This window comes from Rugamonas sp. DEMB1, from assembly GCF_029834475.1.
GTDB classification, from domain to species: Bacteria; Pseudomonadota; Gammaproteobacteria; order Burkholderiales; family Burkholderiaceae_D; genus Rugamonas; species Rugamonas rubra.
Map to the genome: position 1 here is coordinate 5092220 of NZ_CP122407.1, position 22583 is coordinate 5114802.

Sequence of the window (22583 nt, forward strand, 5' to 3'; positions counted from 1 at the left end):
CTTGTCAGCGCCGCGCGCGCGCCCTGTGGCGTGCGGCGCGGCGGCCGATGCTTTAGTCGAGGATTTTGAAACGCGGATCGTCCGGATCGATCGAGGAAATGCCGCGCGCCTCTTCCGTCATCTGGGTTTCCTCGGCACGCTGTTCGCTGTGCTTTTTGGTTTCCAGGTGCATATAGATGGCGTTGACCAGTTCCTGCGTGCCGCTGTGGTCCAGTGCCGAGATCTCGAACACGGGGCGCTTCCAGGCGAAGCGCTTGATGAAGTCCTTGACCACCGACTTGCGGTCGGCCTCGGGCACCATGTCCATCTTGTTGAGGACCAGCCAGCGCGGCTTGTCGACCAGCGACTCGTCGTACTTTTTGAGCTCCTTGACCAGGGCCTTGGCTTCCTTGACCGGATCGACGTTGGTCTCGAACGGCGCCAGGTCGACGATGTGCAACAGCAGACCGGTGCGCTGCAGGTGGCGCAGGAATTGGTGGCCCAGGCCGGCGCCCTCGGAAGCGCCTTCGATCAAGCCGGGAATGTCGGCGATCACAAAGCTCTTCTCGTGCGAGACGCGGACCACGCCCAGGTTCGGGTGCAAGGTGGTGAACGGGTAGTCGGCGATCTTCGGCCGGGCGTTCGACACGGCCGAGATGAAGGTCGACTTGCCGGCGTTGGGCATGCCCAACAGGCCGACGTCGGCCAGCACCTTCAGCTCCAGGCGCAGTTCGCGCCGTTCGCCTTCCTTGCCCTCGGTCTTTTGACGCGGCGCACGGTTTGTCGACGATTTGAAGTGGATGTTGCCCCAACCGCCCTCGCCGCCCTTGGCCAGCAGCTCGATCTGGCCGTGTTCGGTCAGGTCGGCCATGATTTCGCCGGTCAGATGGTCGATGATCAGCGTGCCCACCGGCATGCGCATGTGGATGTCGTCCGCGCCCTTGCCGTAGCAGTCGGCGCCGCGACCTGGTTCGCCGTCCCGCCCCTTGTGCATCTTGGAGAAGCGGAAGTCGACCAGGGTGTTGATGTTGCGGTCGGCCACGGCCCAGATGCTGCCGCCCTTGCCGCCATCGCCACCGTCCGGGCCGCCGAAAGGTCGGAACTTTTCACGGCAGAAGGAGGCGCAGCCATTGCCGCCGTCGCCGGCGATGACTTCAATTTTTGCTTCGTCGATAAACTTCATAATGTGCCGCCATAAAACTAAAAAGGCTCTACCTTGGGCAGAGCCTTTCGATTGAAGGCTTGCGCCTTACAGTGTGCGTTTTACGCTGAAGCGTAAATTACGCTGGTACTACGGTCGCTGGTACGACGGTCACGAACTGGTGCGAACCGGCGCCCTTGACAACGAACTTGACCTTGCCTGCGATCAGCGCGAACAGGGTGTGATCCTTGCCCATGCCTACGCCTTCGCCGGCGCGCACTGGGGTGCCGCGCTGACGAATGATGATGCCGCCGGCATTGATCGATTGACCGCCGTAGACTTTAACGCCCAGGCGCTTTGATTCTGAGTCACGGCCGTTTCGCGTTGTGCCGCCGCCTTTTTTGTGTGCCATTTATAGCTCCTTAATTAGCTGGTGTGTCGCAAACAGCGATTAGCCGTTGATCGAAACGATTTGGATTTCGGTGTAGTTCTGACGATGGCCTTGATGCTTCTGGTAGTGCTTACGACGACGCATCTTGAAAATCTTCACCTTATCGTGACGACCGTGTGCCACAACAGTAACCAGTACCTTTGCACCTTCGACCAATGGAGCACCAAACTTGATGGTGTCGCCCGCGCCAACGGCGAGGACCTGATCGATGGTGATTTCGGAACCAATGTCTGCCGGTATCTGTTCTACTTTTAAGTTTTTCGCCAGCGACAACTTTGTATTGTTTGCCACCGGTTTTTATGACCGCGTACATGATTTGAAACCTCATCAAATGTTAGAAAAGTTCATCCCGTGGGTTTGCTCACAAACCTGCATGTGTTGCTGAACCGAAACGGGAGAACCTGTGATTATACATGGGATGAGAATTTGCGTCAAAAACTATTCACAAATGGGATTTGTCGTGGTATGTCGGCAACTTTGCCCCGGCGCCGGCGCGCGCCGATGGTCGGATCGCCATCGAAGTTGCCGCCCATAACAGGCAAAAGCCACTGATAGGCGGGGCATGACGTATAATCGCCGCACCTAATAGTCTATAGCAGGTTCGCCTTGTCTGCCGCCACCCAAAACGCCACCCAAAACAACATCGCCCACACGATCGCCGCCGACATGGACGCGGTCAACCAGGTGATCCGCCGCAGCCTGCACTCCGAGGTCAGCCTCGTCAACCAGATTGCCGAGTACATCATCAGCGCCGGCGGCAAGCGCATCCGGCCCGTGCTGGTATTGCTGGTCGCCAACGCCTATTCCTACAAGGGAACGGCGCACCACGAGCTGGCGTCGGTGGTGGAGTTCATCCACACCGCCACCCTGCTGCACGACGACGTGGTCGACGAATCGTCGCTGCGCCGCGGCCGCGCCACCGCCAACGCCCTGTTCGGCAACGCCGCCTCGGTGCTGGTCGGCGACTTCCTCTACTCGCGCGCCTTCCAGATGATGGTCGGGCTGAACAATATGCGGGTGATGCAGATCCTGTCGGACGCCACCAACGTCATCGCCGAGGGCGAGGTGTTGCAGCTGCTTAACATGCACGATCCGGACGTCAACCAGGAACGCTACCTGCAGGTGATCCGCTCGAAGACCGCCAAGCTGTTCGAGGCCGCCGCCGAGCTCGGCGCCCTGATCTCCGGCGCCAACGACGCCCAGATCGAGGCCGCCGGCGAATACGGCCGCTCGCTGGGCACCGCCTTCCAGCTGATCGACGACGTGCTCGACTACGCCGGCGACGCCGCCGAGATCGGCAAGAACGTCGGCGACGACCTGCGCGAAGGCAAGCCGACCCTGCCGCTGATCTACCTGATGGAAAACGGCACGGCCGAACAGCGCGAGCTGGTGCGCAGCTGCATCGAGCAGGGCGACGAGCAGCACTTCGACACCATCCTGGCCGCCATCACCACCAGCGGCGCGCTCGACTACACGCGCCGCCAGGCCGAGGCGGCCGCCCGCCGCGCCGCCGAGGCGATCAGCGACCTGCCCGACAGCATCTACAAGGAATCGCTGCTGCAACTGGCCACCTTCGCCGTCGACCGCACCCACTAGGCGGCCGCAGGCGACGGCGCAGGGCGCCAACGCGACAGGGCGACGCCGACGGCGCCGCCCTGCTTCTTCATGCGCAGAGACTTTGAATACAATCCGCTGGCATACCGAAGTTGCCTTCAAGGAATTACTGACCGCCTCGCCTTCTAGGTTGCTGGATCGGAACAACCGGTTGGTATGCCTTCAGTCCTGCATCGCCCGTCAAGATTTCCACGTGATATGAGGCGCGCGCATAGTGTTCGGCAACATCCTTGATAGTGAAATCGCCAATACTAATACCACCTGCCGCCAATTGCGGCCAGCCATCGGCGACTCTGCGAAGTTGCTCGGGCTGCCAAAGCGCGGACTGATCTGTAAATGCCGCCCAGGGACTCTGCTCGTCTGCGGCACTGCGCAGGCATGCCGCGAGTCGCTCAGCGCGACGAAAGCGATTATTGTCGGCAGCTTGTGCAATGTGATTACCAGTCTCTATCAAGGTAGCGATTGGCAATACGAAAGTACTTCCCTTGGCGGTTTCTTCTAGGATCAATTGACTCATCCTGTCGTTATCCCATCTATCCGCTAGCGGTCCACAGGTATCCTTGCCAGGCACTTGGAGCCAACATAGCAGCACCGAAGTATCTAAAATCAATACCCGTTTGCTCATCAAAGTGCACCGTTCGCTCGGACAGCCATTTCAGGCACCTCGGCACCGGACGAGAAATCAAGCTCCTGTTGCGTTACCGTCGGCAACTTGACAGTGCGGTCCCGCCCCGTTACAGCAAGCTCAATCAAGCCGCGACTAGAAAGTGTGCCGACAGGCCCCTGAGCAAGTAACTTCGGCAACTGAGCGACATCCTCTAGCAAAGTCAGCAAGCTGTAGCCTGCCGATGGGTCACGGTGCGCTACCGTAATAAACGGGACCATTTGTGTCCCCATTGCATCAAGAAGTGCAGGGTTGTGAGTGGTCACGAGAACGTCGACACCCCGAAGCGTTCCAACGTCTGTCAGCATTGCAAGAAGCAACTTTGCCCGTGACGGATGAAGGCCATTGTCAACCTCCTCAACTACCAGCAGGCTTCCCGTCGGACGCGTCAACAGCGCGGTAAGAATTGCGAGAAAGCGCAACGTGCCATCCGACATACCCCGCGCATCAATCAAATGCGGTTCCTTGTTGTCCAGCCAGCGCTCCTCACAATAGAGCATTGCATCTGATTTGAACTTCCCGACTGTTTCGGCATAGACCCGCCGAATGTCGCGCTCTGGCAGTTGGCTAGCATATTTGGTCAGAACCCCTTCGATTTCCGACTGTTTATCGGACGGCAACGCCGCGAGCACTCCCGCAATGTTCCGTGCATCCGAATCCAGGCGGTCAGAAAGCGATGAATAGCTCCGCATATGGGATGGAATTGGATCAAGGATGAAAATCTCACGCAACGATTCAATCACTGCGGTAACGCCGTCTTGTATCTCTTGCCGTAACTTCTGGCCATATAACTGGAACAGGACGGTGTGTGCTCGACTTAACTGACGAGGCGTCCCTTGCTTCTCGTTATAGAGCCGCGCGATGATCGTCGGCGATGCATCGGCACAGGGATCTGTGCGGAACAGCTTAATATTTCCGACCTGTGAACGACGTTTTCCATCCTTGCCGAGCCGGTACTTAATTCGCAGCAGTTGCTCAGCTACAATATCGCAGCGATTTTCCGTGATTTGGCAGTCGACACGATACTCATAATCGGTCATATCGTCTGCACGGCATGTTACGCCTAGCGCGAATCTGTCGCCAGGCCGTCTCGCCGCCCATTCAATTCCACCACGTATAGGCGACAACAAGCCGTCGCCTTGCAGCGCGGCCGTCAGCATACTTCCGTTGGCAGTCCTATTCAGCAACGAAAAAGCATCCAGCGCATTCGATTTCCCACTCGCATTCGTACCTACCAATACGGAGAGTCGATCCACGAAGAGTGTTGATTTCTCATAGCTCTTCCAGTTTTCCACGTCTAGCTGAACAATCATTAATTTCTCCACATCATTGCTCGCCTGAGCATGCCACAAGGGTGCAATTATGTCCACGTTCAAGCAGCGCCACAATTTGTGACGACGACAATCACTATGCTACTGCACAAATCCAGGGTACACGTTTGAGTGAAAGCTCTCCCGGGCCATCGACACGGTGTAGCGGTGCAAAGGAGGTGCAAGCAAACATCGCAGCAATCGCTCAGTGGTAGACTCTGTCCTTTGCGCCCCTCCCCGCCACCGATGCACACCCTCGAACAACTCCGCTGCGGACAACTGGCCGGCATCCGCCGCCTGCAACTGTCCTGCGCGCTGACCGAATTCCCCCGCGAGATCTTCGACCTGGCCGACACGCTGGAAATCCTCGACCTGTCCGGCAACGCCTTGTCGGCCCTGCCCGACGACCTGCCGCGCCTGGGCAAGCTGCGCATCGTCTTCTGTTCGGACAACCGGTTCACCGAGCTGCCCGCCGTGCTGGGCGCCTGTGCCGAGCTGAGCATGATCGGTTTCAAGGCCAACCGCATCGAACGCGTGCCGGCCGCCTCGCTGCCCGCCAAGCTGCGCTGGCTGGTGCTGACCGACAACCGCATCGAGGCGCTGCCGGCGAGCATAGGCCGCTGCACCCAACTGCAAAAACTGATGTTGGCCGGCAACCGGCTGCGCGCCCTGCCGGCCGAGATGGCCGCCTGCACCCGGCTCGAGCTGCTGCGCATCGCCGCCAACCGCCTGAGCGAGCTGCCGGCCTGGTTGCTGGCGCTGCCGCGCCTGAGCTGGTTGGCCTACGCCGGCAACCCCTGCGCCGCGACCAACCTGCCGGGCGCGCCCCACCGCGCCATCGCCTGGCAGCGCTTGCAGTTGCAGCAGCAATTGGGCGAAGGCGCCTCCGGCGTCATCCACCAGGCGCGGCAGGACGGCGCGCAGACCGTCGCCGTCAAACTGTTCAAGGGCGCGGTGACCAGCGACGGCCTGCCCGGCGCCGAAATGGCCGCCTGCATCGGCGCCGGCGAACACCCCAACCTGATCCCCGTGTTGGGCCAGCTGAGCGAACATCCCGGCCAGGCCCAGGGCCTGGTGATGCGATTGATCGACCCCGGCTTCGGCAACCTGGCCGGCCCGCCCAGCCTGGACAGCTGCACCCGCGACGTCTACCCGGCCGGCAAGCGCTTCGACCTGGCGGCCAAGCTCGGCATTGCCCACGGCATCGCCTCGGCGGTCCACCACCTGCACCGGCGCGGCATCCTGCACGGCGACCTGTACGGCCACAACATCCTGCACTGCGAGCAAGGCCGCAGCCTGCTCGGCGACTTCGGCGCGGCCTCCTTCTTCGACCCGGACGGCGCCCACGCCGGCGCGCTGCAGCGGCTCGAAGCGCGCGCCTTCGGCTGTCTGCTGGAGGAGCTGATCGCCCGCAGCGACGCGCCCGCCTCGGCCCGGCCGGCGCTGGACCAGCTGAGCCGGCTCAGCGCCGACTGCCTGCACGCGGAGGGCGCGCGCCGGCCCCTGTTCGGCGAGATCGAGCGGCGCCTGGCCGACTTGAAGCGGGCGCACTCGCCCCGCCCGCAGCGGGAAGACTGAGCCCATCGGGCGAATTGCCGACGAGCCCGCTAGCTGCGGGCTCGTCGCGTTTCAGGCGGGAGAATGTCAGGCCGGCGGCAGCTTAGGGCAACAGCTCGCGCACCAGGTCGGCCGGACGGCACAGGCGCACGCCCTTGTCCGTCACCACGAAGGGCCGTTCGATCAGAATGGGATGGGCCATCATCGTATCGAGCAGCGCATCGTCCGACAGCGCCGGATCGGCCAAGCCCAGCTCGCTGTACAGATCGCCCTTGTTGCGCATGGCGGCACGCGGCGTCAGACCGGCCTTGGCGATCATTTGCGCCAGCCCGGCGCGCGTCGGCGGGTTCTTCACATAATCGACGACCAACGGCTCGATGCCCGCCTCGCGGATCATGGCCAGGGTGTTGCGCGAGGTACCGCAGGCGGCATTGTGGTAGATGGTGACGGTCATGGTGCGGGTTTCCTTGTGCTGGGGGCCGCGCCGGCGCGCGGCGGATTGGCCGAAACCATAATGGAAGCGGCCTGAAAACACAAGGCTGGACCGCGCCGCGCCGGCCGGCGCCGGAACGCGCCCCAACATGGTTGAAAAAGCCACAAAAATCTGGTTTAATTATCGTCTAGTCGGGGTGTGGCTCAGCCTGGTAGAGCGCTGCGTTCGGGACGCAGAGGCCGGAGGTTCGAATCCTCTCACCCCGACCAATCATCCACATGAAGTCAATGTCCTGGCCGACCGGCCCCTGCAAAATCGACCCGCTTCGATTACGCGGTCGTATCGACGACACTGCCCACCATGGAGTGCTTCGATTTCGCCCGTTCGGCAGCGGCGCTGCCGGCGGCCGGCTCGCTCTGCCGCTTGGCGCTGGCGGCCGAGTCCTGCTGCAGCTTCAGCTGTTCCAACGCGGCTTTCTGCGCATCGGCCGATTGCAATTGCTGGATCTGCGATTGCAGCGCCTGTATCTGCACCTGCAACAGCTTCAGCCGCTCCTTCGCGCCGGGGCTGGTGTCCTTGGTCGCATCGCGCAGCTCCTTCATCAGCTCGCCCATTTTCTTTTGCAGGCCGGCAATCGCACTGCCGCTATTCGAAGCACTACCGGCAGCTACCGTACTCGATCCTAGAGCCCTTACCATCTCCGCCTCCCTTCCCATGTAAAAAATACCAAATGGCACAATTGAATGGTAACCGGTATCCGAAAATGTCAGCGCGATTTGCAAAAATATCCATGTGAACTCAATAACAACAAAATACCTCGACGCACCAGCGCCAACATTCCACCACCACACTTTGTGCCCTCGCAACATATTCTGACACCGGCAAACAGTTGAGTTAGAGTTTGCAAGATCGCCGCAGCGCAACCGTCCCAGCTGCGCAAAACTTTTCGTGACTCACATTCAAACCAACATGAAGATTCAGCGCCTCCTCGCCGCCACCCTACTGCTCGTCAAAGCCGGCCACGCCATGGCCGACTGTTCCCGTCCGATCCTGGTCCCGGTGGCGCCGGCCGGCCTATCGGTCGTCGTCAGCGGGCAGGAGGTGGGCGGCATCTATCCGGACATGTTGGCGGCGGCGGGCAAGCGGGCCAACTGCCAGTTCATTTTCAAGCCCGTGCCGCGCGCCCGCCTGGAAGCGATGTTCGAGGCGGGAACGGCCGACATGCTGCTGCCGGCGCCACGCACGGCGCGGCGCGACCAGCACGGCATTTTCATTCCCATGATCCAGGCGCGCGCGACGGTGATCACGGTCGATGCCAAGTACGAGCCGGTGCGCTCGCTGGCGCAGTTGATGGGCCGGCCCCGGCGCACGGCGGTGGTGCGCGGCTTCGACTACGGCGCGCCCTACCAGCGCTTCCTGAGCGAAGCGAGCCAGGGCGGCCGCCTGTTCATCGAGGTCGACGCGGAACACGTGGCGCGCCTGTTGAACGCCGGCATCGCCGACGCGGCCGTGATGACGCCGACCGTGCTGGCCGGCGCCATTCTCGGCGACAAGCGCCTGGCCGGCCTGCTGGAACGGCTGCGCATCGAGCCGGTCGAGGAGCTGGACTGGATGGACACCGGCGTCTACCTGTCCAAATCCAGCCTGAGCGAGGCGGACCAGAACGAACTGGCGCGCATCCTGACGGCGGCCGCGCAATCGGGCGCGCTGTGGAACAGCTACAAACGCTACTACCCCGCCAACATCCTGGCGAGCAGCCTGCGTCCACGCGGCTAGCAAAGACGCCGACGCCGCTCGATGGCGCCGATCCGGCGTCAACTTGGCGCCAACGGCCGGCAACTGCGGGAGGGCGAGCGCATCCACGCGCACGGCCGCCCACTCGCCGATAATTTGACGCAGCGCGCCCCGCCCCGGCTAAGCCGGCAGGGTCGCCGCGCACTTCAGGCCGGCCGCCGCCCACAGCGGCGGCGCCAGCGTCGCCCGGTCGCGCCCGCCCGTCTTGCTCGCGTACAGGGCCAGGTCGGCCGCCTCGACCAAGCGCAGCGGCGCGGCCGCTTCCGCCGCCGCGCCGTCCGGGTGGCCGCCGCCGGGCGCCGAAGCGGCGTCGACGCTGGCCACGCCGATGCTCACCGTGACGTGGCCGGCGGCGGCCGAGTGCGCGTGCTCGATGCCCAGCTCGGCCAGTGCGCGGCAGACGCCTTGGGCGAAGGCCAGCGCCGCCGCGCCGTCCATGCCGGGCAGCAGCACGGCGAACTCCTCGCCGCCGTAGCGCGCCGCCAGTTCGCCGGGCCGCCGCGCCGCCGCCGCCAGCAGCTGCGCCACCCGGTGCAGGCAGCCGTCGCCGGCGACGTGGCCGTAGGCGTCGTTGTAGCATTTGAAGAAATCGATGTCGAGCATCAGCAGCGACAGCGGCGCGCCGCCGCGCAGGGCGCGCCGCCATTCGGCCGCGATGGCGGCGTCGAACTGGCGCCGGTTGGCGATGCCGGTCAGGGTGTCGAGCATGCTCAACTGGCGCAACTCGTCGGCCATGCGGCTCAGGTTCAGGTACAGCGTGCCGTTCTCGACCATCAGCATCATCAGCACGAAATTGGCCGCCAGCAGGCCGTAGATGCGGCCGGCGTAGAAGCCCAGGTCGAAACGGGCGCCGTTGAACAGCGCCGACAGAGCGATGTCGATCAGCCAGGCGCACATCACCACCATCAGCCACAGGTCGAGCATGCTGCGCTGCCGCTTGCGCCAGACGGCGAACAGGGCGAACACGCTGAACGACCAGACGGCGCTGACCACGACGGTCAAGGCGGGGGCGTAGCGTTGCTTGACCATGATGACGGGCAAGCGGTCGTGGCCGACGGTGGCCAGCGCGCCCAACGCCGCCACCAGCAACAGCGTCAGCAGCACACAACGCAGGATGGCGCGGTACAAGGGACGCGGCCCCGGCCGCATGCGCAGCTCGGCGCCCTGCAGGCGGGCGTAGGCCAGCACGAACAGGGGAAAGCCGCCGTGCCAGAACATGTACAGCCAGGCCGTCGATTGCGCTCCGGCGCCCAGCAGGCCGGTGGCGGAGAACAGGCCGGGGAAGCTCAGGGCGTGCACCACGGTCATGCCGGCCGTGAAGAAATAGCCGCAGGCCAGCGCCAGCACGCCCCGGCTGCGCGTGCTGCGCACCTGGCCGAGCAACAACACCGCCGTGATCAGGTCGCTGATCAACAGCATCGATTCGTAGCAGGGAATGAAGGCCCACACCGGCGCCAGCGGCAGCTTGGCGAACGGCACCAGCGCGCCGAACACCAGCAGCGACAACAGCAGCACGGCGCCGGCCAGCCGCTGCGCGCGCAACCCGGCGCCGGCCGTCGACAGCATCACCTCGGAATTCGACGTCAAATCCATGTCCGCACCCCGCCACGCGCCGAAGAAAGTGTTAGATTTGGAGAGAATTCAGTGTAGCAAACTTCGTCGCGGATTCTTGCCCTTTTAAAAACTTCAGTCCATTGCAACAACGAAGCCTGTGGTGGAAAACTGATGAAGAGAAAACTCTCAGACGAAGAAATCCCAGCCCTGCGGCGCCAGGTACTGGCCGCTCAACTCGACCGAATGGACAAAGCCGTTGGCCACCTCGTCCAGGGCGACACCCTGCTTCAGCGCATCCATCCAGAATACCTTGCCGGCGCTTTCGGCCACGCGGCCAAGCAGGTTCTGGTAGAGGAAGTCGACCTTGCCGGCCGTATCCAAGGCGTCGAACTGGACATGCGTACGCTCCTGCAACTCGGTCGAGCGCAGGAAGCCGAGCGCGATGTTGCCGTCCGACATGCCCAGGCTGGACGCCTCGGCCCAGTGCTGGAAACCGGCCAGATCGGCCTGCCGTCCCAGCACCTGCCGGTACAAGGTGGCGATCGACGACAGCGAAGCCGTCCGGCTGCCAATGTCGACAAGCTCGTCGGCAAACCGCAGGTGTTCGACGTTGACCAGCGTGTCCGTCCCTTCGGCGCCGCTCAGGTCGCGCACGGTGAAAACGCCGAACTGCTGGCTCAGCTGATATTGGCCGCGCTTGCCGGCGAACACGGCGGTATCGTTATCCTTGCCGCCCAGCAGCAGGTCGGCGCCGGCGCCGCCGCACAGCAGGTCGTCGTTGGCGCCGCTATACAGACGGTCATTGCCTTCGTCGCCATACAGCTTGTCGCCGCCGCCCTGGGTGTAGACCTGGTCGCCGCCGCCGCCGCCATGCACCTCGTAGCGATAATCGCCGGCGCCGGCCGGCACGGCGGCACCTTCGGCCGGCAGCGCCGCACGGCCGGTCGGAACGCTGCCGAAGCGGAATACTTGCTGGCCGTCGTCGCCGATGGCGAAGGTGTCGCCGGCGCTGCCACGCACATTTCCGGCGCCGATGACCACGGCGAATTCGACCTGCTCCAGTTGCAGCACCGCGCCGGCCGGCAGCTGGTACGTGTCGATCACCAGGGCTTCCTGGCGTAGCGGATGCAGCGGATCGGCGTTGCCGGTTCCGCTGGCGCCGCTGATAAGCAAGGTGGGGGCCGCGCCGTTGCCGGCGCCGTCCGCCGCCGTCAAGGTCAAGGCGCGCACCGTCACCTGGCTTTGATCGTGCAGGCCGGCGAGATACTGGTCGATGCCGTCGCCGACGATGCGCGCCAGCTGGCCGACGTGGTTCAAGCGCGGCTCGGCGCCGGCGATCAATTGCTCGCGCACGCCGCCGGCGTGGATGCTATCGGACGACAAGCCCAGGCCGGCCGACAGGCTGGCCATCAGCAGCGTGCCGGCATCGCCCTGCGCCAGGGGAATGTCGGCCAGCGCCTGGTTGGGCGTGCTGTGATCGTCCTGGCGCTCGGCGCCGACCGGCGCCACGCTCAGGGTGGTGACGAAGTGTCCGGCGCTGTCGAACCTGGCGCTGCTGTCGACGCGGACGCCATCGATCAACGGCGGCGCGGGATCGGGTTGCGGATCGGGCGCCGGCGGCCGTGGCGGCGCAGCGGCCGCCACGGCGTCGCTGGCGGCCGAATTGACCTGCTCGGCATGGCCCTGCAGGTCGGTGTAGGCGGCGACGACCCGGATCGTCTTGCCGAGCAGGGTGTTGCCGAGCAGGAGCTCGGCCCCGGTGGCGCCGTCGATATCGACGCCGTTGGCCTGCCATTGATAGTGCAGCACGCCGAGCCCGTCGGCGTCGGCCAGCGCCGACAGCGCCGTCAGGCTCTGGCCGGCGACGGCACGGCCGCCGATGGTCACGGCGCCGGTCGGCAGATCGTTGACGGCGTCGACCCGCAAGGCCAGCACGACCGGCGTGGGCGAACTGAGCCCGTCGTTGTCGCGCGCCACCACGCTGAAGGCGTCGACGGCGCCGCCGTTGGCGTTGGCGGCCGGCGTCCAGTAGGCATGGTGGCCGGCGTCGATCACGTCGTTGCCGCCGGCGCTCCAGGCGGTAGCCGTGGCGGCGCTGGCGCCCAGACGCAGCTGGCCGCTGGCGACGGCGCGCACGACGAAGGCGTCGACGCCGCCGTCGCTGTCGGCGGCGTTGCCGGCGGCCAGCAGTTGGGCCAGCGTGACTTCCTGCTGCACATCCTCGTCGGTGCTGGCGACGGCGCCGGCGAAGGCGCCCAGCGTCGGCGCGCTGCGGCCCGTCAGCGTGACCGGGTGCGCGCTCGAGTCGGCCACCGGCACGCCGGCGCCGGCGCCGGCGGCCCAGCCCTCGGCGACGGCCAGGCTCCAGCTGGCGGCGCCGTTGTGCTCGAGCAGCTGGTTGACGGCGGCGCGGTCGGCGACCGACAGGACCAGCGTGAAACTGCCGCCGCCGCTGACGTCGACATCGGCGCTATCGCTCAGCGTGTAGCTGACGCCGCCCGTGCCGCTCAGCGTGAACTTGCTGGCGACGATATCGTTGGCGGCGCCGGCGCGCGACAGGAAGCCGCTGCCGCCGACGCTCAGCGTGCCGCTGGCGGCGGCGTAGCTGACGGCGCCGATGGCCGGCACGGCCACATTGCTGACCGTCAGCGTCTGCCCGGCGACGCTGTGGTCGCCTGCGCCGACGATGCCGTTCCAGCCGGCGCCGGCCGACAGGCCGAAGCCGGCGCCGCCGCTGGCGCTGGCGCCGTTCTGGTTGAGCAGCAGGTTCAGCGCGGCCCGGTCGTGGGCCGACAGGGTCAGGCTGAAACCGTCGGCCGAGTCGACCTCGACATTGGCCGTGTCGCTCAGCGTGTAGTGCTGGCCGCCCTCGCCGCTCAGCGTCAGCTTGGCCGCCACGATGTCGTTGCCGGCGCCGGCGAGCTTGACCAGATCGCTGGCGCTGACGCTGAGCACGCCGCTGGCGGCGTCGTAGCGGGCGCCGCCGATGGCCGGCGCGCGCACATTGGCCACGGTGACGACGTTTTCGCCGACGTCGGCGCTGCCGGCGGCGGCCTGGTTCCAGCCGGCGGCGGCCGACAGGGCGAAGCCGCCGCCGTCGACGGCCGCCGTGCCGGCCAGGTTGAGCAAGCCGTTGACGTGCAGCCGGTCGACGGCGTTGAGGGTGATGCTAAAGCCGGTGTCGCTGTCGGCGCCGACGTTGTCGCTGGTGAGCACATAGCTGGCGCCGCCCTGGCCCGTCAGGCTGAGCTTGCCGGTGTCGATGCCGTCGCCGGCGTGCAGGCCGCTGCCGCTGACGCTGAGCACGCCGCTGGCGGCATCGTAGCCGGCGCCGCTGATGGCCGCCGGCGCCACGGGCGCCACCAGGCGGATCGAATCGAGTGTCAGCGCGGTGGCGCCATCTTGGCCGCTGAAGCGTACGGTGTCGATTTTGTTCCAGGCGGCGCCGAAGTGCAGGCGGCCGCCGTTGTAGTGGTCGGAGTCGCGTTCGTAGACGATCGCCTGGTCGCCGCTGCCGTAGGTGGCGGACTCGCCGAGATCGAGCGTGACCTCGACCACCGTGGCGCCGCCGCTCAAGCCGGTGATGCTGTACCTCTGGGCATAGCCTCGGCCGGGTTCGCCGGCGTTGGCGGCGAGCCGGTTCAACTTGAACTGGTCGGCCGGATTGTCGGCGGAGAACTGGAAGTAGCTGACATCGAAACCGACGTGGGTGTTGCTGGTGATGGCCTTGCCTTCGAACATCTCGAAGGTGGTGTCGAACACGTCGCGCACGCGGATCACGTCGACGTTCGCCGAGCCGTCGGCGCTGTAGGTGAGGCCGTCCAGCGACAGGCTGCCGCTGTGGTTCTGGTCCGGCGTCGCCGCCTCGAAAAATTGGCTCGCCGGCGCGCTGGGCAGGGCGGCGGCCAGCGGTCGAACGGCGCCAAGCTTGTCGTCGCCGACGGGCGCGTCGACGCGCGGGGCCGGCAGCGGAATGGAGTGTTGCATACGGTTCCTCATCTCATGAAAGACGTCGGCACCGGCTCCGCTCGCGAACTAGCAACGCAGCAAGAAAATGTGCCAAGACGCAAGGTGACGCGAATCTTAACATTTTGTTTGAGCAACTTCCAGTGCGGCCGGCCGGCCTTGACGCCGCGCAGGGAAGCAGGGAGGAACCGGGGAAATCAGCGCTCGGCCTGCTCGCCCGGCGGCACGCTGTCGGCCCGCCGCCGCTACAGGGTCTCGCCCTCGCGCGGGGTCAGCGGGCTGGCCAGCGCGTGGCGGGCGATCTCGTCCCTGCGCAGGAAGGCCACGCCGGCCTTGCTTCTCGCGTGGGTCAGGAACTGGTCCCAGGCGCGCACCATCTCCGGCCGTTTTGCGCGAAAGGCAAGCCTCGGCTACACTGGCAGCGCCGCGCCGGCCCGGTCCGCGCGGCGCCCTTTCCCATCCACACATCAAGCGAGCACCATGCCACTCAGCCCCTACCTCGACAGCTTCCCCGTCATCGGCGAACAGGTTTATCTGCACGACAGCGCCGCCGTCATCGGCGACGTGCGCATCGGCGACCACAGCTCGGTTTGGTGCAACGCGGTGCTGCGCGGCGACGTCAACCGCATCACCATCGGCCACAGCAGCAACATCCAGGACTTCACCATGGGCCATGTGTCGCACAAGAACGCGGCCAAGCCGGACGGCTCGCCTCTGACCATCGGCAACTACGTGACCATCGGCCACGGCGTGCAGCTGCACGGCTGCAGCATCGGCGATGCCTGCCTGATCGGCATGGGCTCCATCATCATGGACGACGTCGTGGTCGAGCACCACGTGATGGTCGGCGCCGGCAGCCTGGTGCCGCCGGGCAAGGTGTTGCAGAGCGGCCACTTGTACGTCGGCCGGCCGGCCGTCAAGCTGCGCGCGCTGAGCGCCGACGAGATCGCCTATCTGCAATATTCGGCCGAGCACTATGTGCGCGTGAAGAACAACTACCAGGCCACGCCGGCGCGCGGCTAGGACCATGCGAGCGCCCTCGCCGCGCGCCGCCGGCGCCTTCCTGCTCAAGCTGCTGGGCCTGCTGGCCCTGGCCCACGTCGCCGGCGCCGCCTCGCGCGCGCCCTCCCCGGCCTCGACCATCCCGGTCTACCGCTACGAGGTGGTGCACGCCTATCCGCACGACGCCAACGCCTTCACCCAAGGCCTGTTCTACGACCAGGGCGTGCTGTACGAGAGCACCGGCCTGCAGGGCCGCTCGTCGGTGCGCAAGGTCAGATTGGAGACGGGCGAGGTGCTGCAGCAGACCAACTTGTCGCCGGCCGTGTTCGGCGAGGGCATCACCCACTGGAACAAGCGCCTGGTCGGCGTGACCTGGCAGTCCGAGCTGGGCTACGTGCTCGACCAGGACAGCTTCGCCGTGCAGCAGTTGTTCGACTACAAGGGCGAGGGCTGGGGACTGACCCAGGACGGCCGCGCCATCATCATGAGCGACGGCAGCGCCGAGCTGCGCTTCCTCGATCCGCAAACGCTGCGGGAGCAACGCCGCCTGCGCGTGACGGCCGACGGCCGGCCGCTCGACCAGCTCAACGAATTGGAATGGGTCGAGGGCGAGATCTACGCCAACATCTGGCAGACCGACCGCATCGCCCGCATCGACCCGGCCAGCGGCAAGGTGGTGGCTTGGATCGACCTGGCCGGCCTGCTGGGCGCCAAGGAGCGCGCCGGCGCCAACCCGGACGTGCTCAACGGCATCGCCTACGACGGCGCCGGCAAGCGCCTGTTTGTCACCGGCAAGCTGTGGCCGAAGCTGTACGAGATCCGCCTGGTGGCGCCGGCCAAGCCGGCGCCCCGCCACTGATTCAGATTCGATATGCGCCTCGCTCGCCACGAGGGCGGAATATGCAAAAAAGCAAGCTGTTGCGCCGCGCGCACAAGCGCGCGCCTCAGGCCGGCGGCGCGGCCGGCTCGACGGAAAACTCGGGCGCGGCCAGCGGCAGCACGATGCAGACCCGGCAGCCTTGGCCGGGCGCGCTGTGCAACGCGATGCTGCCGCCCAGCAGAGCCGTCACCAGGTTGTAGACGATGTGCATGCCCAGGCCGGAGCCGCCCTGCCCCAGCTTGGTGGTGAAGAAGGGGTCGAACACCCGCTCCATCTGCTGCTGCGCCATGCCGACGCCGTCGTCGGCGAATTCGAGCAACAGCCGGCCGTCGCCGTCGAGCGCGCTCGATAGCCGCATGGTACCCTCGGCGCGGCCGTCGAAGCCGTGCGCCAGCGCGTTGCTGACCAGGTTGGTGAAGATCTGCCCGAGCGCGCCGGGATAGCTGTCGAGCTCGACCTCGGCCGCCAGCGACGTCACCATCTTGTACGGCGACTTCTGGTACATCGGCGCCAGCGTGGCCAGCACCTCCTCGATGGTGCGCGACAGCGCGAAGCGGCGCCGGTGGTTGCTGGCCTGGTCGACCGCGACCTGTTTGAAGCTCTGCACCAGCTCGCCCGCGCGCACCAGGTTGCGCAGCAGGATCTCGCTGCCCTGCACGCTGGCCTGCAGGCCCTGCTCGAGCCGCGAGCGGCTCGGCCGCGCCGCCGCCAACTCGTCCAGGCTCTGCTGGGCGTTGGCCTGCAGCGAGCTGGCCATCATGATGCCGTTGCCGATCGGCGTGTTCAGCTCGTGCGCCACGCCGGCCACCAGCGAGCCGAGCGCGGCCAGCTTCTCCGAGCGCAGCAGCTCGTGCTGGGTGGCCTGCAGGGCGCGCAGCGCCTCGCCCAGCTCGGCGTTGGCCTGCTCCAGGTTCAGCGTGCGCTGGCCGACACGGCGCTCCAGGCCGGCGTTCAGCTCGCGGATCTCGTGCTCGATCTGCTGCTGGCGCGCGACGCTGTCGCGCAGCGAGCGCTCGGAGCGCTGCAAGCGCCGCATGTGCAGCAGCAAAAACAGGCTGAGCACGGCGGCCAGGGCGATGGCGGCGGCGGCGAAGGCGACCCGCTCGCGGCTGCGCTGGCTCCAGCCGGCCAGCACGTCGTCCAGGCGCTGCGCGAAGACGGTGTTGAGGCCGTAGCCGGCCAGCTTGCGGTAGGTGTACTGGCGCGCCTCGCCCTTGCCCAGGTCGAGGAAGTGGCCGTCCTCGAAGACACCCTCGGCGGCGCCGCCGCGCAGCCGCCGCGCCACGTCCGAGCGCGCCAGGTCCAGGTCCAGGTAGCCGGCCGCGAACGGCGTGCGGACGACGACGAAGCCCCGGTCGGCGAACAGCGCCACCAGCGCGCCGCTGTCCTTGGCGACGCGGGCGTAGACGCCGGCGAAGTAGGCGACGTCGATGTCGATCGAGATGATGCCGAGGTGGCGGCCGGCGCCGTCGTACAGGTTGCGCGCCAGCGGCAGCACCAGCGCCTGGTCGTAGAAGCGCTGGAAGGGGTGGCCCAGACGCGAGCCGCGCTGCGCCGGATCGGCCAGCAACGGCGCCACGTAGCTGCGGTCGACGATGTCGAACTGGAAGGCCGGATAGGCCGCCGAGTTGACGAAGGGCAGGCCTTGCAGGTTGACGAACTGCAGCGCGTTCAGATAGCGGCCGTCCTGCTGGCCGGCGCTGACGACGGCGCGCACGGCGCGGTCGTCGAGCCGGGTTTTCTGGCCGGCGCGGGCGACGGCGGCCACCACCGCATCGAGCCTGCGCTCGGCGTCGCGCAGCGTCTGCGTGGCGTGCTCGTCGAGCAGGCGCACGGCGATCAGACCGGTGCTGTGGGCCGAGGCAAGCGTCAGGCGGCGGTCCTGCGCCACCGTCCACCAGGTCTGCGCCAGCACCAGCGCGGCCAGTAGCAGCAGACACAGCAGCAGCGCCAACTGGGCGCGGCGCGCCCGCGCGGCCGCCACCGTGGCGCCGGTGGCGGCGGACGGCGCGGCGGCGGGCGCCACGGCGGGCGGCGGCGCGCTCAAGGGAAGTAGCCGCTGGTAATCAACACCCCGCCGACCCGTTCGGTGTAGGCGCGCTTGCGCTGCCACTGGTGGCTGAGCGGATGGGGCCATTTGTACTCGATCCAGCCGCGATGGTTCGGGCTGTTGCCGACGGCGATGAGTTTTTTGATGACGAAGACGCCGTCGCTATCCTGCAGTTCGAGCAGCGAGTTGCCGACCACCTTGGGGGTCAAGCCGTGCGCCAAGTTGACGCCGCTGACGGCGTCGTTGACGGCGATGTACAGGGTGCCGTCGACGAAGGCGCCGCGCGGATCGGAGAAGTCGGCGAAGGCGCGCTGCGGGCCGACCTGCTGCAAATGGGCGACGGCGCGGCGCACCAGCGCCAACGTGCGTTCGGCCGTGCCGTTGTCGGCCGTCGTCGCCGGCGCGGCCGACAACGGCACGGCAGGCGCCAACGCCGACGGCGCCGCCGCCAGCATCAGCCGCCGCAACGCGGAGCGCCGCCCTGTCGCCATCGTGCCTCCCACCAGCGGCCGGCCGGCCGGCCTATTTGTAGATGCCGGTGCCGAGACAGTACTCGTCGATCCGCACCACGTAGCTTTGTTTCGACTCGACCGCCTTGGTCACCGGATTGGGCCACTTGTAGCTGACCCAGCCCTTGCCGGCCGGCGAGTTGCAGGCCTTGATGATCTCACGGATCAGGTAGACGCCGTCGGCGTCGCGCATGTCCGACACGTCCTTGCCGACGATCTTGGGATTCTTGCCGTGCACCACCTGGCCGGTGCCCGGCTTGCTGGCGTCGAACATGAACAGATACAGGTCGCCCTTCTTGTTGATCTCGCTGGTGACGTTGAACGGGCTGTTCAGGTTGTTGAATTCGACGATGGATTTCTCCTTGCCGTTCTTCTTCATGTAGTCGAGCGCCTTGTCGATCAAGGCGATGGCCTCGTCGGCGGTGCTGCGCTCGACCGCCCGGGCCGGGCCGGCGGCGAGCAGGGCGGCAACCACGATCAATCCGGGGAAAAAATACAATCGCATGTCATCCTCCTGGTTGGCGCCGCTATTGCATGCGGCTGTCAGGCCATACTATGACCAATCTTATGCCACGTCAACGAGTAGAGTCCATCGTGCAAGCCGGTGTTGCGCGCCGCGCCTAGCGCGGCGCGCGCGGCGGCTGGTAGCGCGCCAGCTCCAGCTTGCCGATCTGGTTGCGGTGCACCTCGTCGGGGCCGTCGGCCAGGCGCAGCGAGCGGGCCGCCGCGTAGGCCGGCGCCAGGAAGGGGTCGCTCATGCCGCCGCCGCCCTGCGCCTGGATGGCCCAGTCGATCACCCGGCAGGCCATGTTCGGCGCCGCCACCTTGATCATGGCGATCTCCTTGGCCGCCACCTTGTTGCCCACCGTGTCCATCATGTGCGCCGCGTTGAGCACCAGGAAGCGCGCCTGGTCGATCAGGATGCGCGCCTCGGCGATGCGCTCGAGCGTGACGCCCTGCTGCGCCAGCGGCTTGCCGAAGGCGACCCGGCCCAGCGAGCGGCGGCACATGTGCTCGAGCGCGCGCTCGGCCAGGCCGATCAGGCGCATGCAGTGGTGGATGCGGCCGGGGCCGAGGCGGCCCTGGGCGATCTCGAAGCCGCGCCCCTCGCCCAGCAACAGATTGGCCACCGGCACGCGCACGTTGTCGAAGACGATCTCGGAGTGGCCGTGCGGCGCGTCGTCGAAGCCGAACACCGGCAACTGGCGTTCGATGGTCACGCCCGGCGTGGCGCGCGGCACCAGGATCATCGACTGCTGCTGGTGGCGGCTGGGGTGGTTCGGATCGGTCTTGCCCATGAAGACGAACACCTGGCAGCGCGGATCGCCGCCGCCGGACGACCACCACTTGCGGCCGTTGATGACGTACTCGTCGCCGTCGCGCACGATGCTGCTCTCGATGTTGGTGGCGTCCGACGAGGCCACCGCCGGCTCGGTCATGGCGAAGCAGGAGCGGATGCGGCCGGCCAGCAGCGGTTCGAGCCACTGGCGCTGCTGCTCGGCGCTGCCGTAGCGCGCCAGCACCTCCATGTTGCCGGTGTCCGGCGCCGAGCAGTTGAAGGCCTCGGCCGACCACAAGGCGCGGCCCATGATCTCGCACAGCGGCGCGTATTCCAGATTGGTCAAGCCGGCGCCCAGCTCGGACTCGGGCAGGAACAGGTTCCACAGGCCGGCGGCGCGCGCCAGCTCCTTCAACTCCTCCATCACACGGGTCGGCAGCCAGGCGTCGCCGGCGGCGCGGTTGGCCTCGATCTCGGCGTGGAAGCGCGCCTCGTTCGGGTAGATGTGCTGGTCCATGAAGGCGTTCAGGCGTGCCTGCAACTGCTGTACCTTGGGGCTGTAGTCGAAGTCCATGTGCTGCTCCTGTGGGTGGAAAATGCGGACGTAGGGGGGCCTTGGCGCCCCGCCCGGGGCGCCTCGGTCACATCGGAAATTGGGTGGGCTAGCGGTAGGTGACGCTGCCCGCTTCGCCCAGCCACTCCAGGTGGGCGTAGTTGTTCAGGTAGGCCAGGCTGGTTTGGCCGGGCCGGTGCAGCACCTTGCTGACGGCGCCGTTGACCATGCCCATGCTCAGCTCCACCACCTGCTGGTCGTCCAGCCCCAGCACGTGCTGCACCAGCGCGGAGATGGTGCCGCCGGAGGTGAACACGATGCAGTTCTGCACGCCGTCGGCCTGGGTCTGCGCGCACAGGCGCTCGAAGGCGGCCACGCAGCGGGCGCGGAAGGCCGGCCAGCTCTCGTCGTAGTCGTGGTCGTGGGCGCCGCCCATCCAGCGCGCCATGGCGTCGCGGAACAGCTGCTCGAAGGCGCGCAGCGGCTGCTCCCGGGCCGCCATCATCTGCTTGAACTCGGCCGGGTCGGCGAACTCGGGACACAAGCGCAGCAGCACCTGGTGGTGGTCGAACTCGGCGAAGCCGGCGTCGGTCTGCCACTCGGTCTCCAGCAGCAGCGCGCGCGGCAGCTCGGCCAGGCAGCTGTCGGCGCTCTGGCGGTGGCGCTGCATGCCGCCCGTGACGACGCGGCCGAAGCCCTGGCGGCAATTGGCGAACCACTGGCCCAGCAGGCGCGTCTGCTCGTAGCCCAGCGGCGACAGCTGGTCGTAGTTGGCGCTGCCGAAGGAGGCCTGGCCGTGGCGCACCAGATAGATATGTCCCATTGCTCGTCTCGTCTGCTGAAGAATAAGCCATAGCATACCGCCGCGACTATAATTCATCAAATGAATAGTATTAATGCGGAACTATAAATGCCATGCATATATCCAGAGTCGACCTGAACCTGTTCATCGTCTTCGAGGCGATCTACTCCGAGGGCAGCCTGACCCGCGCCAGCCTGAAGATGAACCTGACCCAGCCGGCCATCAGCCACGCGCTGGGCCGGCTGCGCCAGTTGTTCGACGACCCGCTGTTCGAGCGCCAGGGCCACGTGATGGTGCCCACGCCGCTGGCGCGCAGCATGATCGAGCCGGTGCGCCAGTCGCTGCGCGGCTTCGAGCTGACCTTGAACGGCGCCGAGCGCTTCGACCCGGCCAGCAGCACGCGCAGCTTCACGCTGGCGCTGCGCGACGTGCTGGAGGCGACCATGCTGCCGCCGCTGATGGCCGGCATCGCCGCGCAGGCGGCCGGCGTCGGCCTGAACGCGCTGCAGGTCGGCCGCCGCGAGCTCGAGAGCGAGCTGGCCGGCGGCACCCTGGACGCCGCCATCGACGTGCTGCTGCCGCTGTCGCCGGAGATCCGCCACACCCAGCTGGTGATGGACCAGACGGTGGTGCTGGCCCGCCACGGCCACCCCGCCGTGCGGGGCGCGCTGGACCTGGACGGCTATCTGCGCCAGGAGCACATCCTGGCCAGCTCGCGCCGCCGTGGGCCGGGACTGGAGGACGTGGAGCTGAGCCGGCTCGGTTTGCAGCGCCGCGTCAAGCTGCGCTGCCAGCACTACTACGCCGCCTGCCGCGTGGTCAGCCAAACCGACCTGCTGCTGACCATGCCGGAACGCCTGGCGCGCGTGGTCAACCAGCAGTTCGACAACCAGATGCTGCCCTTCCCCCTGCCCATGCCGGGCCTGGACGTGCACCTGTATTGGCACGCCAACGTCGACACCGACCCGGCCAACGCCTGGCTGCGCCAGCGCGTCATCGAGGCGGTCGGCGCGCTGCCGGGCTAGCCGGCGCGGCGCGCCGCCAA

Annotated in this window: 18 protein-coding genes, 1 tRNA gene and 3 pseudogenes; 7 read left to right on the top strand and 15 right to left on the bottom strand. The window is 66.6% G+C overall.

The window, feature by feature from the left end:
• Nucleotides 1-52 precede the first annotated feature (52 nt).
• From obgE to rplU, 3 genes and pseudogenes are all read right to left on the bottom strand, one after another.
• Nucleotides 53-1162 (bottom strand): GTPase ObgE, encoded by a 1110-nt coding sequence (gene obgE, locus QC826_RS23450; RefSeq protein WP_279762687.1) that lies wholly within the window; start codon nucleotides 1160-1162, stop codon nucleotides 53-55.
• 97 nt (nucleotides 1163-1259) lie between these two features.
• Nucleotides 1260-1532, bottom strand: a complete 273-nt coding sequence (rpmA, locus tag QC826_RS23455; RefSeq protein ID WP_093387645.1) for a 50S ribosomal protein L27 — start codon at nucleotides 1530-1532, stop codon at nucleotides 1260-1262.
• Between the two features lie 39 nt (nucleotides 1533-1571).
• Nucleotides 1572-1884 (bottom strand): annotated as a pseudogene (rplU, locus tag QC826_RS23460) (50S ribosomal protein L21).
• A gap of 293 nt (nucleotides 1885-2177) precedes the next feature.
• Here rplU and ispB point away from each other — a divergent pair.
• Nucleotides 2178-3167, top strand: a complete 990-nt coding sequence (gene ispB / locus QC826_RS23465; protein WP_279762688.1) for an octaprenyl diphosphate synthase — start codon at nucleotides 2178-2180, stop codon at nucleotides 3165-3167.
• A 124-nt stretch (nucleotides 3168-3291) separates the two neighbouring features.
• Here the strand turns inward: ispB and QC826_RS23470 are convergent, their stop codons facing one another.
• Nucleotides 3292-3702, bottom strand: coding sequence for a hypothetical protein (locus QC826_RS23470; protein WP_279762689.1), 411 nt, complete (start codon nucleotides 3700-3702; stop codon nucleotides 3292-3294).
• A 107-nt stretch (nucleotides 3703-3809) separates the two neighbouring features.
• Nucleotides 3810-5219, bottom strand: a complete 1410-nt coding sequence (locus QC826_RS23475) for an AAA family ATPase (RefSeq protein ID WP_279766589.1) — start codon at nucleotides 5217-5219, stop codon at nucleotides 3810-3812.
• 186 nt (nucleotides 5220-5405) lie between these two features.
• On the opposite strand from QC826_RS23475, the gene QC826_RS23480 reads away from it, so the two are divergent.
• Complete coding sequence (locus QC826_RS23480; protein ID WP_279762690.1) at nucleotides 5406-6737, top strand: leucine-rich repeat-containing protein kinase family protein; 1332 nt, start codon at nucleotides 5406-5408, stop codon at nucleotides 6735-6737.
• An 85-nt stretch (nucleotides 6738-6822) separates the two neighbouring features.
• Here the strand turns inward: QC826_RS23480 and arsC are convergent.
• Nucleotides 6823-7170: pseudogene (gene arsC, locus QC826_RS23485) on the bottom strand (arsenate reductase (glutaredoxin)); the annotation flags it as partial.
• A gap of 171 nt (nucleotides 7171-7341) precedes the next feature.
• Here arsC and QC826_RS23490 point away from each other — a divergent pair.
• Nucleotides 7342-7418 (top strand) — tRNA-Pro (locus QC826_RS23490).
• A 60-nt stretch (nucleotides 7419-7478) separates the two neighbouring features.
• Here QC826_RS23490 and QC826_RS23495 read toward each other — a convergent pair.
• Nucleotides 7479-7931 (bottom strand): FlxA-like family protein, encoded by a 453-nt coding sequence (locus tag QC826_RS23495; RefSeq protein WP_279762691.1) that lies wholly within the window; start codon nucleotides 7929-7931, stop codon nucleotides 7479-7481.
• Between the two features lie 187 nt (nucleotides 7932-8118).
• Between QC826_RS23495 and QC826_RS23500 the strand changes: the two genes are divergently transcribed.
• A complete protein-coding gene (locus tag QC826_RS23500) occupies nucleotides 8119-8925 on the top strand; it encodes a substrate-binding periplasmic protein (RefSeq protein ID WP_279762692.1) in 807 nt (268 codons plus the stop codon).
• Between the two features lie 138 nt (nucleotides 8926-9063).
• On the opposite strand, the gene QC826_RS23505 is transcribed toward QC826_RS23500, so the two are convergent.
• From QC826_RS23505 to QC826_RS23515, 3 genes and pseudogenes are all read right to left on the bottom strand, one after another.
• A complete protein-coding gene (locus QC826_RS23505) occupies nucleotides 9064-10530 on the bottom strand; it encodes a diguanylate cyclase domain-containing protein (protein WP_279762693.1) in 1467 nt (488 codons plus the stop codon).
• A gap of 153 nt (nucleotides 10531-10683) precedes the next feature.
• Complete coding sequence (locus QC826_RS23510; protein ID WP_279762694.1) at nucleotides 10684-14484, bottom strand: DUF4214 domain-containing protein; 3801 nt, start codon at nucleotides 14482-14484, stop codon at nucleotides 10684-10686.
• Nucleotides 14485-14708: 224 nt separating this feature from the next.
• Nucleotides 14709-14846, bottom strand: a pseudogene (locus tag QC826_RS23515) (polysaccharide deacetylase); the annotation flags it as partial.
• Nucleotides 14847-14943: 97 nt separating this feature from the next.
• Here QC826_RS23515 and QC826_RS23520 point away from each other — a divergent pair.
• Complete coding sequence (locus QC826_RS23520; RefSeq protein ID WP_279762695.1) at nucleotides 14944-15486, top strand: gamma carbonic anhydrase family protein; 543 nt, start codon at nucleotides 14944-14946, stop codon at nucleotides 15484-15486.
• A 4-nt stretch (nucleotides 15487-15490) separates the two neighbouring features.
• Nucleotides 15491-16324 (top strand): glutaminyl-peptide cyclotransferase, encoded by an 834-nt coding sequence (locus tag QC826_RS23525; RefSeq protein ID WP_279762696.1) that lies wholly within the window; start codon nucleotides 15491-15493, stop codon nucleotides 16322-16324.
• A gap of 85 nt (nucleotides 16325-16409) precedes the next feature.
• On the opposite strand, the gene QC826_RS23530 is transcribed toward QC826_RS23525, so the two are convergent.
• The 5 genes from QC826_RS23530 to QC826_RS23550 form a co-directional block, all read right to left on the bottom strand.
• Nucleotides 16410-18392, bottom strand: coding sequence for an ATP-binding protein (locus QC826_RS23530; RefSeq protein ID WP_279762697.1), 1983 nt, complete (start codon nucleotides 18390-18392; stop codon nucleotides 16410-16412).
• Nucleotides 18389-18886, bottom strand: coding sequence for a cache domain-containing protein (locus QC826_RS23535; RefSeq protein WP_279762698.1), 498 nt, complete (start codon nucleotides 18884-18886; stop codon nucleotides 18389-18391). Before QC826_RS23535 ends, QC826_RS23530 begins: the two co-directional genes overlap by 4 nt.
• A 31-nt stretch (nucleotides 18887-18917) precedes the next feature.
• Nucleotides 18918-19409, bottom strand: coding sequence for a cache domain-containing protein (locus QC826_RS23540; protein WP_279762699.1), 492 nt, complete (start codon nucleotides 19407-19409; stop codon nucleotides 18918-18920).
• 115 nt (nucleotides 19410-19524) lie between these two features.
• On the bottom strand, nucleotides 19525-20757 hold the full coding sequence (locus QC826_RS23545) for an acyl-CoA dehydrogenase family protein (RefSeq protein ID WP_279762700.1): 1233 nt from the start codon (nucleotides 20755-20757) through the stop codon (nucleotides 19525-19527).
• An 88-nt stretch (nucleotides 20758-20845) separates the two neighbouring features.
• Nucleotides 20846-21559: a histidine phosphatase family protein gene (locus QC826_RS23550; RefSeq protein ID WP_279762701.1), complete on the bottom strand. Its 714-nt coding sequence runs from the start codon at nucleotides 21557-21559 to the stop codon at nucleotides 20846-20848.
• 92 nt (nucleotides 21560-21651) lie between these two features.
• Between QC826_RS23550 and QC826_RS23555 the strand changes: the two genes are divergently transcribed.
• Entirely contained in the window at nucleotides 21652-22563 is a 912-nt protein-coding gene (locus QC826_RS23555) for a LysR family transcriptional regulator (RefSeq protein WP_093387671.1), read from the top strand.
• The last annotated feature ends 20 nt before the right edge of the window (nucleotides 22564-22583 follow it).

Coding starts and splice junctions, on each gene's coding strand:
- obgE (WP_279762687.1), bottom strand. CDS start 1,162: ATGAAGTTTATCGACGAAGCAAAAATTGAAGTCATCGCCGGCGACGGC.
- rpmA (WP_093387645.1), bottom strand. CDS start 1,532: ATGGCACACAAAAAAGGCGGCGGCACAACGCGAAACGGCCGTGACTCA.
- QC826_RS23470 (WP_279762689.1), bottom strand. CDS start 3,702: ATGAGTCAATTGATCCTAGAAGAAACCGCCAAGGGAAGTACTTTCGTA.
- QC826_RS23480 (WP_279762690.1), top strand. CDS start 5,406: ATGCACACCCTCGAACAACTCCGCTGCGGACAACTGGCCGGCATCCGC.
- QC826_RS23500 (WP_279762692.1), top strand. CDS start 8,119: ATGAAGATTCAGCGCCTCCTCGCCGCCACCCTACTGCTCGTCAAAGCC.
- QC826_RS23510 (WP_279762694.1), bottom strand. CDS start 14,484: ATGCAACACTCCATTCCGCTGCCGGCCCCGCGCGTCGACGCGCCCGTC.
- QC826_RS23520 (WP_279762695.1), top strand. CDS start 14,944: ATGCCACTCAGCCCCTACCTCGACAGCTTCCCCGTCATCGGCGAACAG.
- QC826_RS23525 (WP_279762696.1), top strand. CDS start 15,491: ATGCGAGCGCCCTCGCCGCGCGCCGCCGGCGCCTTCCTGCTCAAGCTG.
- QC826_RS23535 (WP_279762698.1), bottom strand. CDS start 18,886: ATGGCGACAGGGCGGCGCTCCGCGTTGCGGCGGCTGATGCTGGCGGCG.
- QC826_RS23540 (WP_279762699.1), bottom strand. CDS start 19,409: ATGCGATTGTATTTTTTCCCCGGATTGATCGTGGTTGCCGCCCTGCTC.
- QC826_RS23545 (WP_279762700.1), bottom strand. CDS start 20,757: ATGGACTTCGACTACAGCCCCAAGGTACAGCAGTTGCAGGCACGCCTG.
- QC826_RS23550 (WP_279762701.1), bottom strand. CDS start 21,559: ATGGGACATATCTATCTGGTGCGCCACGGCCAGGCCTCCTTCGGCAGC.
- QC826_RS23555 (WP_093387671.1), top strand. CDS start 21,652: ATGCATATATCCAGAGTCGACCTGAACCTGTTCATCGTCTTCGAGGCG.